The following is a 15,261-nucleotide window of genomic DNA, read 5'->3' on the forward strand; positions in this document are numbered from 1 at the left end:
GGAGGCTAGTATATTGATTGGTTATATCTAAGATCCGTGAATTTTCTGCAGTGTGATATCTTGGGTCATTAGATGAGGCCGTTAATTGTGAATACAACTTAAGAGCTTGAGAAAGCTTCCCGGAAGCTTGGAGTTCATTAGCTCTGCGATAGTTTTTATCTCTGTCCATATCGTTGGCGCTAAATTGAATAGCTTATCCCCACGTATATTTCAATCCGATTCACATTCCCACTCTCATCCAACACGGCAATTTGATGCTGGCCATTTTGAGGTGAGAGTTCAAGATTTTGAGTGCCCAAAGTTTCACCTTTAGGTTCGCCATTGACGAACCAGTAGCGTTTCCCTTGCCCACCAATCGCACTAAGATTTAAACGTGGTAAAGGAGCATTGTTGCCAGTAGGGCGGTAGTGGTTGCCATTGTCGGCACCGACAATTTTTAATGGTGTGCCCGAAGTTGCAGCAGGGGCTTTGCACTCGGGTGCTGTCTGTGGAATTTGTTGGGCCCGAGTTTGGTTTGTGGGCAGCCAGGATTCCAGTTCTTTTGGCCACAAGGCTATGCTTCGCTTTTCAGCCGATGAGTCCATACAGCTGGGTTTAACACGCAACCCCTGTTGGTTGGTAAAGAAGCGGTATGTTTGCGCAGCGTGCAAGGGCTCGCCTTTCGGCGGTAGGGTTCTGGGTGCTCGGCCGTGGATCAGCCAGGCATTGTGTTCTTGGTGGCATTGTTCATCTTCGGTTAACGACTTCTGGCCACCTAACGGCCAGCATATTTCGGTTTTAGCAATTGATTCTGGTCTTGCCAGGTGCTGCTGTTTGTTACCTGGCAGTGCTGCAATCACTGCGTTTAATAGTGGTGTAGCACTGATGGAGCCATAGTAGCCGGGTAGAGGGGTGCCATCTGGGCGGCCTACCCAAACACCTACGGTATAACTGGGGGTTACACCGATCGCCCACGCATCGCGGTATCCATAGCTGGTGCCGGTTTTCCAGGCAATATCTGCTTTGGTTTGCCTTACCAGATTGCGCCAGCGGCGTGAGCCATTGCGATTGGAAGCCAACATTTCGAATGTGATCCAGGCGGCCTCCGGGGACATCAGATGTCTCTCTCTCAGTGGAGTTTCTGGTAAATAGCGGGGTGCTGCAGCGAGTCCGCCGCGTGCGAGGGCAGCATAAATTCCGGTGAGTTGGTCCAGGCGGGCGCCTACGCCACCTAATATCATCGCCAGATTGGGTTTGCCGCCGCTGGGGAATTGCAGTGACAGGCCAGCATTTTCCAATGTTGCTGCGAATCGGCCGGGGCCGTAGTGCTCCAATAATTGTACGGCTGGAATATTGAGAGACCGTTGCAAAGCGGCAGTGGCACTGACAGGGCCGGAAAAACCACGGTGGAAATTCTCTGGGCGGTAATCGCCATAAATTCGCGGTGCATCACTGAGTAAGGAGCCACTGTGGATCAGGTCTCCATCGATTGCCAGCCCATATAGAAACGGTTTTAGAGTGGAACCGGGCGAGCGTATGGCTCTAGCCATATCCACATAGCCAAATCGACGCCCATCGCCGAAATGGGAGGCGCCTACATAAGCACGCACAGATAAATCAGTATTTTCCAATACAACAACAGCGGCAGAAGTCCTTTGTGGGTAGCTTTCCATATGGTCGTGCAGATAGTCTTCCAACCCACGTTGAATATTGCCGTCGATGGTGGTGTGAATCACCTCTTTATCACGGATCATTTCTATCAGCCTGCGCGATAGATGAGGCGCGTTGTGTGGGAATTCCAGGCGCTCTGCATAGATGTTTTCTAGCTGCGCGCGCTCGACTTCGTCTTTGCTCCAAACGCCGTAGGTCTGCAACCTGGTCAGTACTTTGTCTCTCGCTTTCTGAGCGCGATGTGGGTGTCGATCCGGGCGCAGGTGACTAGGAGCTTGGGGCAGTACCGCCAGCAGTGCTGCTTCGGCGTGGGTAAGGTCGGCAGCCGATTTGCGTAGGTATAAACGGCTGGCCGCTTCCACGCCTTCAATATTCCCGCCATAAGGTGCAAGGTTTAGATAGAGATCGAGAATTTCCCGCTTGCTGAAATGCCACTCCAGCTGCAGGGCGCGCAACATTTGTTTAGCTTTACCGGTTAAAGTTCTGTGATGAGGGTCTAACAGGCGCGCTACCTGCATGGTCAGGGTGGAGCCACCGGAGACCACATGTCCATTAACAAGGTATTGGCCGGCAGCGCGAACGAGAGCAAGTGGATTGATTCCAGGGTGCTGATAGAAATGGCGATCCTCATAGGTGAGTAGTGCCTCAATAAATCGTGGCGATACCTCCTCTTGAGTGATGGGGTAACGCCATACTCCGCGATTATCGGCAAAGAAGCGCAACGGTTTGCCATGGCGATCGGCCACTACCCGCGCAAAACCATGCGCTTCAGGCAAAGGCGGAGGAAAAATAGTATCCAGGGCTAAGAGTGAACCCAAAAGAATGAAAGGAGAGAGCAGCAGCGCGCGAAATACGCGACTGCTGTTTTTCCATCGGACTGTTAGAGTGGCGAACAGTTTCACTGCTTGCCGATTACCTGCATTTGCGCCATTGGATTTTTGCCAATCGCGAAGCGCTCAGGGTTGTACATATCCTCCACAAAAGGAGGAGGTACTTGGTAGCGACCGGGAGTTACTGCTCGGGCAATGTAGAAGAGGTTGGTGGTTTTCCATTCCGATTGATCCAGCGCTGCCACAAAGCGGTCATCACGGAATTCCACGTGTTGAACATTGTCCTGATCTTCCTGCCATTGGGCGATGTTCTTGCCGTCGAACTCAATCTCATCCACTTTGATACTATCGGCCAAGTTCTGGTTTTCCAGTTCGAACCCTGCAGGCAGCAGGTCGACAGCGAGAAGATCGGGTAGGCGTCGGTCCGCGTCGATTTGCAGGCGCACCAGATAGAGTTCACCTTCCCGCACCTGAGTGGGTGCCACAGTTGAACCGTCTAGTTTGTGGTAGCTGCGCCTGACCTTAACGCCCTTATCCATCACCTCTGCCGGTGCCTGCTTGCTGTAGCCATTGGTGGTCATAGCAGCGAAAAGTTTTTCTATTTGGCTGGTCACCTCAATAGCTTCTGCAGCCTCACGGCCTCGGAAGAGGGTGTTATATGGGGTGTCACGATTTAATTCCCGCAAGCCATCATTGGTACTCAGAGAGGCAGACCAGTTCTCGCCACTATTCAGCTGCAACTGCACGCCGGCCATAAACACGCTGTTACGTTCCTGCGTACTTAGGTACTCGCGTTCGCGAAGTAGATCCACCATTTCAAACAGTAATCCTTCGGCTTTGTCGGTAGCTAAATCGTGTTCCAGCAATAGGGAAATCATCAGTGCAGTATCGCGCAGATCGGAGCCATAATCGCCGTAATAATCGCGACGTTTGCGTTCAATGGAGAGGGCTTTTTGTAAGGCTTCCTGAGCTAGAGCGGTATCGCCCATCGCGTGCAATGCAATTGCCATGTGTAATTGCGGCAGGGGCGACTGGGTCATAGTACTGCCGTTTTCATACAGGCTACGCAATTGGCCGAGCGATATTTTTTGTACACGGGACAACACATAGGCGGCATAGGAGCGGGCAGCATAAGCGTAAAAGTCAGGGTCACTGCTGTAACGCTGCTGATAGAAGCTACCGCGTTCGCGGGCATATTCCTGCAGGCGCTTTAGGGTGGACTCCAGGCGTGCGTTATCGAACACAATACCCTGGTCCCGAGCGCGCAGTAACAAGTCGGCCACATAAGCCGTGAGCCATTGGTTCTCCGGAGATTCCGAGCTCCACAGGCCAAAACCACCGTTGCCTTTTTGCATACTAAAGATGCGCTCGATGCCGGCATCGATACGTTTCGCACGCTCACTCTCTTCCAGAGGTTCGATGCCCAATTTTTCTTGTTGTAGTGGCGTTGCCATTACCAATGGGTAAACGCGGCTGGAAGTTTGCTCCAGGCATCCATAGGGATAACCCAGCAAGCTTGCCAGATGATCCTGCAGTTGCAATTGCGGGCGGCTATCCAGGGAGACCAGCGTCTGCACTGTATCCGGCATCAGTGAGTCGAGGAAAGCCGTATCAATACTGAAGCTTTCGTCTTGGCCCAGCAGGCGTCGCTGGGTGTGCGTGGTGGCGGGCCAGGCTGGGCGAACACCCAGTCTCCACTGGCGTTCAATGGAAATAGCTTGGCCATCTTCATCTAGCGCACCACGGACAACCAGTTGGAATTCAGCATCACCAGTGGCGTCTTTGGCGGTTATGGGGAATCGCAAAGTTTTGCGCTCGCCGTCGGCCAGCTCTAACAAGCGCTCCCCCACTTCCATATCCACGGCGCCCACAGATCGCATTTCCACAGTCAGCTTTTGTGTGCGGCCGCTCAGGTTATTCAGGTCAAGAGCTAGCGTACTGGTATCTCCGGGAGCCATAAAACGGGGTAGAGCTGCCTGGGTCACTAATGGGGAGGCGACTGTCAGTTCTCCTTCAGTACTGCCAAACCCCTCTTTACTGAATGACACCGCCATTAGGCGCAGGCTGCCATTGAATTCCGGCAGCTGAAGGGAAACTTTGGCTTTGCCTTGCTGATCAAATTCCACCGGGCCGGAAAATAGTGAAACTATTTGCACATCGGAATTAGGCTCTTCTCCACCACGTGCCAGTTCCGCATCTCCACCGAAGCGTTGCTCCAACAGCTTGCCATTACCGGAATCAATAATTCGGTGATAGACATCGCGGACATCAACACCGTAGCGGCGTTGCCCGAAAAAGGCTTCAAAGGGATCTGGTGTTTCAAAGCGGGTGATATTGAGCACGCCTATATCTACCGCTGCCAAAGTGGTCCAGGCTGTGCCGCCATTTTTGCCGATGGAATCCAGGTCCGAGATTACAGTGATTTCTATTTCCGAGCCGGGCAGGGCGCGTGCTGGGGCTTCCAGGCGCACTGGCAAGCGTCGGATTTCCCGGTCCAGTGGCAAATGAGCCAGCCCGAAAGCGCGGTTGGGGGCGATACGCTCGTTCTTATCGGCCGGACGTAATGCGGTCACAGTAATATAAGTATCGTGACTGTCCCAGTCTGCTGAAATGGGGATTACAATCTTGGTACCCGATTTCTCTACCGGTACACGCTTGGACCACAGCAGTTGATCGCTTTCTACCAACACTAACGCTTCACCGTCTGCCGGCGGCACTATAGTGAGTTGCGCCAAATCACCAGGTGAGTACCTGGGTTTATCTAGAGATAAAGCCACAGTATCCGGGTGGGCCGCCTGGCCTTTCGCTACTTGGTCTTTACGCCACCAGTAATACCAGTCGCGCCCGGCATGGAAGCGCAGGCTGCTTGTGGCTCCGCTTTTAGTATCGGTAATTTCCAAGCGGTAGTGGCCATATTCCACTGGCACGGTGAGTTTCAGGGGAGTCTCTTCATTAAATTGCAGCTGGCGGCTGAAAGATTCGAACTCGGCAGTGGAGTATTCATAATGCCAACCCTGGCTAGCGGAGTACTCCCAAAAATATTGGCGGTCCTCCGAGATTAATACTGCATTGAGGTTACGACCGGTGACCGGTTCACCCTGTGCATTGGCTACGACAATTTCGAACTCTGGCCTGCTATTGGCCGAGGGATTCTCCTTGCCAAAGTTCGGGCGAATGCCGACTACTGGATGCTTTGGCCAAACCAGCACCGGATGTTGGCGAGTTACCGGACGACCGCCGGATTCGAACAGGCTGGAAACCAGATTGATTTTTAGCGGGCTCTTCGCTCGATTCCAACGGGAGCGCAGCGGCAATTTGCCAACACCTTCGTCATCCAGCTCGATGGTGGGGGCATTAAACTGACGCACCGGCAATTGCTCGGTGGAGTCCCCAAACAAAAAGCCTTTCCACTGAGGGAAGGGTTCCCGGTAGTGGCTGACTTGCACTAGGGTTTCCAGACGGTTGCTCGCTGCCGGAGCGCCGTACAGATAGCTTCCCTCAACTTCCAGTTCCAAGGCTTTATCGTGCCCCTGAACCAGGCTTCGCTCTTCACCGTCCTGTAATACCAACTTCATACGTTCAGGCAGAAACTCCTCTACCTTGAACGGGTAATTCACTTTGCGTCCATCGGCCAGCTCAACTTCCAAGCGCCATTCACCTGTCGGAGCATTTTGAAGTAGGGGAAGGTGCTTCTCGTAGTATCCCGGCGCGCTGGCGTGCCAGGTGAATGTATGGGCACTGGTGTTATCGGGCTTGATCAAGTCTGCTTTGATCGGCAAGTCTTTTAAATAGCGCCCGTCGTAATTGCGTAACAGGCCGCTAACTTGGATGGATTCCGTGGGGCGGTACAAGTCCCGGGGACCGTACAAAAAGAACTCCATCGGCCTGGAAGGGCGCTGGCCTAATTTGAAGTCCGACAGGTCCAGCGCCGGTTCACGCAAATCTAACAAGGAGAAATGGCCGGTATCTGGGTCTCGCGCAACAAAGAAGCGCTGGGAGTCTTCCTGCTCCTGGCTGAGCAGAAAACGAACATGCCCATCTTTAGAGGTCGTATGCTGCTTGATCAGTCTTCCTTTGTTGTCTAGTAACTCCACTTGGATGCCTTTCAATGATTTCCCTTCATCCAGAGAAGAAACATAGAGGTCAACGCTTTCCGGGTAGTAACGGGCATGTAGGCCTAAGTTAGAAATAGAGAAGTGAGTGGCATCGAAAAGGTTGGTGTTGTACACACCGGCCGGTTGCATGACTGCAACATAAATGCCTAGCTGCTTTAGAGGCTCAATATGGCCGATGGAGAGATCGAAATCTCGTTGAACATATTTTTCCTGAGTGAGGTCAAAATGTGCACTGTAGACTAACTCGGCAACATTGTTCAGTGCGCTTAGCTGGTAGTAGTACCTCAGGGATTGATTGTTGACCAAGCTAAAAAAATCGGAATAGTGCTCAGGCTTCACCCTGTGAAAATGGATTTGCACCGCCTCAACACTGACAGCTGTCACCGGTAAACCAGGAGATACCGTAGCCGGAAATATACTGCCGTTACTTGTGAAACTGATACTGGGTTCGATGCGCCGCGTGTGAACTGTTTCCTTCTTCAACTTCTGTAGTTCGAATCCATCCTCACTGGGCAAACCGGGGTTTATCGTTACTCGGTAGCGGGTATTCGGCTCGATGTTGGTGAAATAAAGGGTCTTCTGGTTGTCGGATAAAATCCAGCCCCCATCAACATTTTCACCATCTTCGCGGGAGAGGGTCAGGTAGGAACCAAAATGGGTATTCCCCAGCAGGGGCTCGGAAAAGATCACCGCAATAGCTCGTGTATCTTTGTAGACCCGCTCGCCTATATGAAGCACCGTAAGAGCACGCTCCGTTGAACCCGCAACCACCGGCATTGTGTCTTTGTTGGAAGTCGTAGCCTGCGAAGGAGCTTCTTCACTGGACCTGCTTATGGATTTGGTATCGGAAGTTGTTGATCCAGTCTCACTGCTAGCTTCTTTACCACTAATCTTTGGAGCAGAGACTAATGGGGGTGTTTCTTCCGTTGATTTTTCATCACGGCTTTTGAGTGGGCCATGCGTAGATGCTATATCAGCAGAGGGCTCGCCCGGCTTTTCCGGTTTCTCTGGCGTGCAGGCTACAGCAACAAGGCAGAGAAGAGTGACCGCAATCCAACGCGGTAAGCGGTGAGGGAGCATGGCTATTTCCTAGTTGGTGGAATGAAGTGGCGGACAAGTTAGTTGGTCTTGAAAGTTGTCTCAAGCTTTCGTATCGCTCAATGTGAGTGAGTAAGGGTATTGAGCTTTGAGAATGAATATCAACAGAGGTGGGATGAGTAGCTTAAGGAGGTATCGGTGAGAGGAGAATGTGGTTCGTTAGAGCTAGAAGGAGGAACAAAAATAGAGTCGCTGAGGCTCGATTAAGCTGCCAACGCCTCTTTGCTTTGGTGGAAATATCAAGATACTAGCTATTAGGCTGACTTTCTTCTGCGTTTGAACAGTTTTATCCAGAAGATCCTCTCAAAAAACAATACCAAAAGCGAGAAAAAAGGCCCCGCCAACAGGTACATCAAGTACATAACAGGTAATGGCTGCTAGTAAAAATAGTAGGGCGACGGTGATATTCTTTAATTTGGTGCTCAGGGAACATATAACTTTATAACTAAGGTTGCCTTAATCCAATTACTGCACAATATAAACCGAATGTATCCAATTTTTAAGAATGTTTCATATGAAAAGTCGGTAATTATTGTTATATAGTGGAGGTTGGGGTGAATTCAAAGTCCATTATATATGGCCAAGTATGCACCATATACTTTCTAGTTGTATGATGCATATGGGTGGTGGGTAATTAAATATTTTTTTTATCGGTGCAGACTTTTAAGCCGGACCATGAATCCACATATGCGGTTTCTAGTTTAACCGGAATGGGTTCCTTATTATCTGCTTCAGTGAAAATGGATAATGAGCAATACTTCCCATGATGTGTTGGGATTACGGTGTAAACCTTGTCAATCTCAGATTCAAATGATACTGAAGGCGTGCACGTTGAGTTGCCAAAGCTATACTCGGTTTTAACAAATATTGTCTTGTTTCCGGGTATTTTAATTTCAGTGGCCTGAGCACCATCTTTAGCAATAACTGGCTTCCCAAAAATACTACAATTATTGCCGTTATCGACTGCAAACCTCAGATTTCTAGAAGTGACGCCGCCAATAAACCTGTATGAAGACGTTGATGACGGGATTATTAATTTTGCAATAGGTCCGTCAGTAGGGGGGGTGTACGGTGGTGCTGAGACGCAAGATGCCATTAATGTGACACTTAAAAGTAAAAAGGTAACTCTCACTGGCTATTCCTTAATGTAAATATCTCTGAATTATACATTAAGGTCAGTCGTTGTGCGATAGTTAAGGGTTTTGTCTTTATAGAGGGTGCGAGTCGCCAACTGTTAAAAATTTTATTTGTTTATAAATATTTTTTGTATGAAAGAAATTGCTGTGGCTGCAATTACAAAAACCCCCTCCCGGTTAAGTAAGGATTATTGACCGAGTTGCTGCAGGGGTTTTCACCAAGCTTGATGTCAAACTGCTTTTTACTTATTTTATGTTCACATGCTTCTCAGTATCATGATATTGCCAGAGAACATTAATAATCTTCCAGTCATTTTTTTCATTCTTATATAAATGCATATAATCAATCCAATCATCGACAGTAAGCTTTACCGAGGCTACCCGGTTATCAATATCAAGTATGTCGATATCAATTCTGGGGGACACTGGAAACTTATCCCCTTCCTTATTGTAGTTTTCGGCTAACCAAATCATAGTTTCATAGTCTGTCTCCATGATGAATTCTGAGCCGTTTTTGGATTTCCAGTAGGTTCGCTTGGCTAGTTTCTCATCTAAACCTCTTTCCATTAGGTCTGGTTCAACTTTTTGTTGTGCCTCAATGTAGTCGAGTACGGATCTTCGTATTTTGGTATTGTCCTCAGCGGAATTGGCATATACAGATGAAGTTAAAAAAGCTAACAGGATGAAAGGTATTGTTTTGTACATAATATTTTCTCGGGTAACTCATGCTGTTGGATTTGGAGAATAAGGGATTGTTACTTAGTTGATGAACTGTCAGATTCTGCTATGACAGATTGCTGAATAGATAAATCTTTAGAAATCATTTTGTCAATCCAGTCTGCATAATGACTTAAGCGAATGGAATAGGAAGTCTGCCCATAGGTACCGGGGCGGAAGGTTCGTATATCGACGTCTTCAGCATGCTTCCAGGACGTAAGACCTGCGAGTAACCACTGGTCGTCAATTTCAATTAGTACTGGGCCGCCACTGTCGCCATTCGTTGACATGCCTTCAAGTGGCAACGCATCCGGGGCCTGATCAAATTCATAGCCAAGCCAACGACTTTGAGTTGATGAGATTATGTTAAATGCTCTGCGGAGTTCTGTTCGATTTGGGCCTTTGGGGTCATGGCCGAGGTCAGCTGTACCCGTTGCCCCTTTTCCGATCAGCTTTACTATTTTTCCCTGTTCATCATTCTCACGGTAAATCCCCACCGGATTAGCATCAGCGACAGGCTGAGATAGTTTGATTAAGGCGATATCATCAGATGTGATCAAAAACGCTTCTATTTTGCTGGCATCTCCCGTCTCTAGTGCTTCATCAGTCATCCTTTGAGGTATCTTCTTGTAGCCGGGGTGTATCACTAGTTTTTCGATCTCTCTGGGAGTGCCATTAATGACGACTTCCTCAATGCAATGTTGCCAAGTAATGGCATGCGCAGCTGTGACAATCCATTTTGGGGTGATAAGTACTCCGTGCCCCTCTCCCGGTAAATCTACAAGTGCTGGGAATTCAGAAGCATCTATACGGTATTTTGAGTCAGTTACGTCATCGCGAATAACTATGCCTGTCACCGAGGGAGCTAAAACTAACTGAAATAAAACTAATAAGCACCTTGTCAGCCGGTTCATGAGTATGTTTTCAAGTAGGGAGCATTTGCTTTTTCTTGTGAAAGCTACATGTATTGAATAGGATTATTTACAGATTTTCTAGTATTTCAGATAGCTTGTCATTATACAAGGTAAGCATGCGATACCTCCCTTGTGCATTTAAATTTTGGGTACGATTCATTTAATTTGAGAGGATACGTATCCAATATTTAGGGGTGATTTCTGTTTATCTCGGAATGTTGATTTTTGATATCGGTGTTTCTGAATTTTTTGGATTTTCCAGTATTGTATGTTTAAAATAAAGAACGATCGTGTCACTTTGTAAGAGTGTGTATTAATGATAACCTCAAAAGAATAGTTATCAATATATTTTGTCGATTAAACCCCGATTATACTTCCTTTCTTTTAAAGAGCAGGAAAATGGGATTGGTTGGAGTTGCGATCTCTCCCGGTTAAGTTTAGGTGTATCAAGGAAAGGGCACTATGGGAGTTGAAATTTTGAAGTGGTTGGTTTTTGGGTTATGCGTGATGCATTCCGCCACAATACTTGCGATCTCAAATACAGGAGATTGGGTTGAAGATATTGATTACTTTCATAAAGAGTTAGAGAGGAATCATATTAATCTTTATCACAATGTTTCTAAAGAAGAATTTACTGATAAGCTATTCCAGCTAAAATCCGATCTGCCAAGTCTTTCTGAAAATCAAGTAATGGTTGAATTGATGAAAATTAGCCGGATGATCGGGGACGGCCATACCCAGCTCGCTTTTTGGGAGCAGGATATAAATCTTTATCCATTTCAATTCTTAGAGTTTGATGGGGATCTACGCTTGATTGCTACCGACGAACCCTATCGGCAGTTATTGGGTCATAAATTAACTGCTATTAATGGTACTCCGTTAGACGTCATTCTTGATCGGCTATCTCCTATTGTACAGGGGGTTGAGAATGAGTACTCATTAAAAATAAGGAGAGCTTTCCAAATAAACATTGCACAAGTTCTCGAGGGGGCAGGCATTTCAGCTAGTACTAAGCGTGCTGCCTATACATTTACAGATGACTCTGGTCTGGAGGAAACTGTCTCGGTGTCTTCTTTGTCTATGGGAGATTACCACTCTAAAATTACCCACCATCTTTTTCCAAAGACCACACCCTTCAAGTCAAAGAGGGTCGAAGAGTCATCCAACCTCTGGATGTCCGCTGATATGGATACTCAAACTGCTTATATATACTTCAAAAAGTATCCTAGTTTTTCAAATATGGAGAAATTTGTACGTGATGTGGAAAAATTTTTGGAAAAAAATAATGTAAAAAATTTGATTGTTGATTTGAGGGATAATGGTGGTGGTGATTTCTTTGTTGGACTGATTATGGCCTGGGGGCTGGTCCTTGTCGATAGTATTGATTGGGATCATGGTGTTTATACATTAATAAGCGCTAAGACCTATTCCGCAGGGATGAGTAATGCGGCTCAATACCGCCAAATACTGAATGCTAAGTTGGTGGGAGAGCCTACCGGTGGGAATCCTGTTGGCTATCAGGATATGGATCAGTTCTCATTGCCCAACTCCGATTGGGTCATAACCTATTCAAAGCGTAACTATAGGTTCCAGGATACCTTTACAGAGGGTGTGCAGCCGGATGTAATGATCAAGCGGGACTGGCAAAGTTATAAGAAGGGGATCGATAGACCACTGGAGTGGGTTTTAGATGATATAAGAAAGCGGCTGTAGCCACTGTGGCATCAGTCCATGCCAAATTAGCTATAAATTTTAATTTGACCATTGAGGCTCTGCAATGGGGTTGTACGTTTGAAACCCCATTGAATCTAATTTCAAAGCCTCGTATACCAGAATTGATGTTAATTAGTAGTTAATGGCTATTCTTTACCAAATTTGTCGCAAAATATATAAACTGTGGCTTAGGATAAATCACCTCCTCAGCTTGACAGCAGTTCCAAATACCATCATTTCACAAGCGCCTTCCATAATGGCGCTTGTTGAAAATCGAATGCCCACCACAGCATCTGCCCCTTTTTGATGTGCGCTATCAATCAAACGTTGAAGGGCCAAATTTCTGGCTTCGGATAGCATTTCTGTATAGCCTCTTATCTCACCGCCAACGATGCTCTTCAAGCTAGCCATAACATCGCGGCCAATATGCTTTGATTGAACAACGTTACCGGTAACTACCCTGAGTATCTCTTTAATTTCTTGTCCGGGTACGCTTTCAGTTGTCGAGTAGATCATATTATTTTCTTAATGGTGCCCTGTGTGGTTATTGATATGATTACATCAGGATATGCTGGGTAAAGAAGAAAGTATGACATTTATATGTTGCTAAAAATACATCTAATGAGCCCTATGTTGGAACTGTATCCAAATGCATGGCTCTTTATTTAGTGATGGTATGCTCAAGCTTAATTCCATTTGCAAACATAACAGTAGCGACCTATACGGCCTTCAAATTCGACAATTAGACAGGGAAGCTTGTCTTTTGAGTATTCCTTAATCCGATAGTGTTAACTGCTTGCATCATACTTTTATTCTTTACTTATATTTAAGAGTGGTCCTAATTGTAGCTTGTTGTCTCATTAACGAAAAGATATCTGCCAGCTGAATACCTGAAGTCTCTTTAAGGTTCACTTTCTTTCTTGCTGTTTAGTGATTTCTCCATAGCTTTCGATTCGTCTAGTGTACGAACCGACCAGTCTATTCGCTGCTGATCTGAAATTATATCCGAATTAACGTTATACAGGCTCCAGTTCCCAGAGTTGTCTTTAATGAACTGAGTACCGTACCATTGTGGCTGATCAAGATTCATCATTAAGCGATCCCAGGTTGCTGCCTTAAGCCAATTAGCTTTACTCTTATTTTCAGTTAAGATTGCAGCAATTGTGGCAAGAGAGTGAGCGAGTCTTATATCTTCTACATCACTCCCATGTTGGAAGATGAGTGCCGCATGATAGTAATCCTTTGAAGTCCTAATTCGGCCATCCGCTAGCATTTTTAAGACTTTTCCCCGTCGATTCTTGTCTTCATGATCAAGTGAGCTCCAGTCGATTTCACGGTGGGGAATACTGCGCGCGCTTTGGTCTTGGTTAAATAGTTCCAAGAGATGACTGTTTTCCTGCGAAATTTTGTTGTCATGGTCTTGGCAAGCTCCCGCTTTTTCAACAGTGAGGGAGGAGAAAGAAACAAAAATCAGAAAAAGAGGTAGGTATTTAATTGGGATACATTTCATATTCAGATCTACAGCCTGTTTCTAAATAATGGCACTTGATTGTTTCCGTTTTTGAGAGTAGAAATTCAAGTGAATATGGACCCCTTCTTAAAGAAAAGGGGGGGGAACTATAAGCTTTATAATTATCATCAAAAAATGATTGTCATATCCCCAAGTTTGATATGCCAGCCTATAAGGTCAGACCTAAGGTATAGCTTATAATTAGATTCTTTATTCTCAGGTTGCTTATAAGTTTGCTGAATGCTGGTATTCTGAGGTTCATTAGAGTATCTAAGTTGATACATACTCAGATCCCCAGACCACAGTTCGTTATTTAGGGTATCCTCCTGGTGCGCACAACCTGTAAGAATTATGGCCAATACAGCGGATAATGTTAATTTCTTTGTCATTTATTCTTGGGCTTAAACATTTGTCTTGGATATACGAGTTAATTTAATTTTTTGGAAAACCATTTCAGAGTCTAAAGTCAGCAATTTTAGAGCGTGTAGCTTTCTGATGAATATTGTAAGTTAATGACTATCCAGAAATTTAGTAAGTTTGGCAACTAGTAGGAACCATAGAAGTACTCATACTTTTGTTACTGATAGTATATAGCCTTATTAAAATCGATGGCTCTGAGCGAATTTTGACCAAATTGGTTGCGTTTAGATAGGTCGTTAGATAATCCTACTTTGCTAATAAAGAAAGAAGAGCAGGGTTATCCAGTCGCATCCCAGTGAATTCTAGGTAGGCACTCATCACATGATCAGGCGCCTCCCACTGGGGATAGTGCCCAATCTTTCCCAGCTCAACAATATCTGCTGGACGATCAATCAACTGACGAAATCGATCTACCATATGCTTCCCTGAAACTGGGTCCAATGAGCCATTGATTAGTAGCAGGGGACCGGGGTATTGGTTCAGGGCGTCGATCCAGCGCTGACGATGTTGGCGCCTGTCGTGCATATAGGTGATCAGTTTATAGAGGAGCCGGTTGCCATTCTTATATTGGAGAGTTTGCCACAAGTCTCTCAAATCTGTTCCGGAGGGTCGTGTCTCTGGTCCGAAAATGGCACTGAAGCTGCGGCAAAACTGTCGGTAATTCATTAGTTTATTGATCAGAAAACCTGCGGGAGAGAGCAGGAGTTTCTGCACGAGACGAGCTTGATGGGCTTCTGGGAAAAGGCCGCCGTTCAGCAGGCATGCTGAGATATACCCCGTGGTACCACCGCTATTGGCTCTGGCGAGTAACTCCTGGGCAACAGTATCCCCATAGTCATGGGCCAACAGGTGGACCTTGTTGATGTTTAAATGTTGCAGAAGAGCTTCATGTAAATCAGCTTGCCCGTGGATACTGTAGCTATGCCGCTTGGGTTTATCTGAATAGCCAAAGCCCAGCATATCCATAGCAATACAGCGATAGTGCTCTGTCAGTTCGGCCCATATCTTTTGCCAGTCATAACTACTAGTGGGGAAGCCGTGAATCAAAAGCAGTACTGGTTTATGTCGACAGCCTGGGTTGCTATCGACATAGAAAAGTTGGTGGCCTTGATGCTCAAAAATCTTTCCGTTTGATAACCACTGCTGAGGTTGCATTGG

The 15,261-nt window shown here is 46.7% G+C and carries 9 protein-coding genes; 1 reads left to right on the plus strand and 8 read right to left on the minus strand.

Annotation, left to right across the window (positions count from 1 at the left end):
* Window positions 1-179: 179 nt before the first annotated feature.
* The 5 genes from pbpC to LC073_RS09035 all read right to left on the minus strand — a co-directional run bounded on the left by pbpC (window position 180) and on the right by LC073_RS09035 (window position 10,460).
* Complete coding sequence (gene pbpC / locus LC073_RS09015; protein ID WP_226646275.1) at window positions 180-2,552, minus strand: penicillin-binding protein 1C; 2,373 nt, start codon at window positions 2,550-2,552, stop codon at window positions 180-182.
* Window positions 2,549-7,675 carry an alpha-2-macroglobulin family protein gene (locus tag LC073_RS09020; RefSeq protein WP_226646277.1) on the minus strand — a complete coding sequence of 1,709 codons (5,127 nt, stop codon included), beginning with the start codon at window positions 7,673-7,675 and terminating at the stop codon, window positions 2,549-2,551. The genes pbpC and LC073_RS09020 overlap by 4 nt, the downstream gene beginning before the upstream one ends.
* A 652-nt stretch (window positions 7,676-8,327) precedes the next feature.
* Complete coding sequence (locus tag LC073_RS09025) at window positions 8,328-8,825, minus strand: hypothetical protein (RefSeq protein WP_226646279.1); 498 nt, start codon at window positions 8,823-8,825, stop codon at window positions 8,328-8,330.
* A gap of 250 nt (window positions 8,826-9,075) precedes the next feature.
* Window positions 9,076-9,534: a nuclear transport factor 2 family protein gene (locus LC073_RS09030; RefSeq protein WP_226646281.1), complete on the minus strand. Its 459-nt coding sequence runs from the start codon at window positions 9,532-9,534 to the stop codon at window positions 9,076-9,078.
* A 50-nt stretch (window positions 9,535-9,584) separates the two neighbouring features.
* Window positions 9,585-10,460 carry a S1 family peptidase gene (locus LC073_RS09035; protein WP_226646283.1) on the minus strand — a complete coding sequence of 292 codons (876 nt, stop codon included), beginning with the start codon at window positions 10,458-10,460 and terminating at the stop codon, window positions 9,585-9,587.
* 462 nt (window positions 10,461-10,922) lie between these two features.
* On the opposite strand from LC073_RS09035, the gene LC073_RS09040 reads away from it, so the two are divergent.
* Window positions 10,923-12,173 (plus strand): S41 family peptidase, encoded by a 1,251-nt coding sequence (locus LC073_RS09040; RefSeq protein ID WP_226646284.1) that lies wholly within the window; start codon window positions 10,923-10,925, stop codon window positions 12,171-12,173.
* A gap of 198 nt (window positions 12,174-12,371) precedes the next feature.
* Here the strand turns inward: LC073_RS09040 and LC073_RS09045 are convergent, their stop codons facing one another.
* The 3 genes from LC073_RS09045 to LC073_RS09055 all read right to left on the minus strand — a co-directional run bounded on the left by LC073_RS09045 (window position 12,372) and on the right by LC073_RS09055 (window position 15,258).
* On the minus strand, window positions 12,372-12,689 hold the full coding sequence (locus tag LC073_RS09045; RefSeq protein ID WP_226646286.1) for a heavy metal-binding domain-containing protein: 318 nt from the start codon (window positions 12,687-12,689) through the stop codon (window positions 12,372-12,374).
* Window positions 12,690-13,074: 385 nt separating this feature from the next.
* A complete protein-coding gene (locus LC073_RS09050) occupies window positions 13,075-13,683 on the minus strand; it encodes a hypothetical protein (RefSeq protein ID WP_226646288.1) in 609 nt (202 codons plus the stop codon).
* Window positions 13,684-14,349: 666 nt separating this feature from the next.
* Window positions 14,350-15,258 carry an alpha/beta fold hydrolase gene (locus LC073_RS09055; protein ID WP_226646290.1) on the minus strand — a complete coding sequence of 303 codons (909 nt, stop codon included), beginning with the start codon at window positions 15,256-15,258 and terminating at the stop codon, window positions 14,350-14,352.
* Window positions 15,259-15,261: the final 3 nt, after the last annotated feature.

Origin of the sequence: Microbulbifer variabilis, assembly GCF_020524905.1 — a bacterium.
In the GTDB taxonomy this organism is placed as follows: Bacteria; Pseudomonadota; Gammaproteobacteria; order Pseudomonadales; family Cellvibrionaceae; genus Microbulbifer; species Microbulbifer variabilis_A.

Bases quoted from the DNA above. Each gene is read 5' to 3' on its own strand.
- LC073_RS09020 (WP_226646277.1), bottom strand. From the start codon at position 7,675: ATGCTCCCTCACCGCTTACCGCGTTGGATTGCGGTCACTCTTCTCTGC.
- LC073_RS09030 (WP_226646281.1), bottom strand. From the start codon at position 9,534: ATGTACAAAACAATACCTTTCATCCTGTTAGCTTTTTTAACTTCATCT.
- LC073_RS09035 (WP_226646283.1), bottom strand. From the start codon at position 10,460: ATGAACCGGCTGACAAGGTGCTTATTAGTTTTATTTCAGTTAGTTTTA.
- LC073_RS09040 (WP_226646284.1), top strand. From the start codon at position 10,923: ATGGGAGTTGAAATTTTGAAGTGGTTGGTTTTTGGGTTATGCGTGATG.
- LC073_RS09045 (WP_226646286.1), bottom strand. From the start codon at position 12,689: ATGATCTACTCGACAACTGAAAGCGTACCCGGACAAGAAATTAAAGAG.
- LC073_RS09050 (WP_226646288.1), bottom strand. From the start codon at position 13,683: ATGAAATGTATCCCAATTAAATACCTACCTCTTTTTCTGATTTTTGTT.
- LC073_RS09055 (WP_226646290.1), bottom strand. From the start codon at position 15,258: ATGCAACCTCAGCAGTGGTTATCAAACGGAAAGATTTTTGAGCATCAA.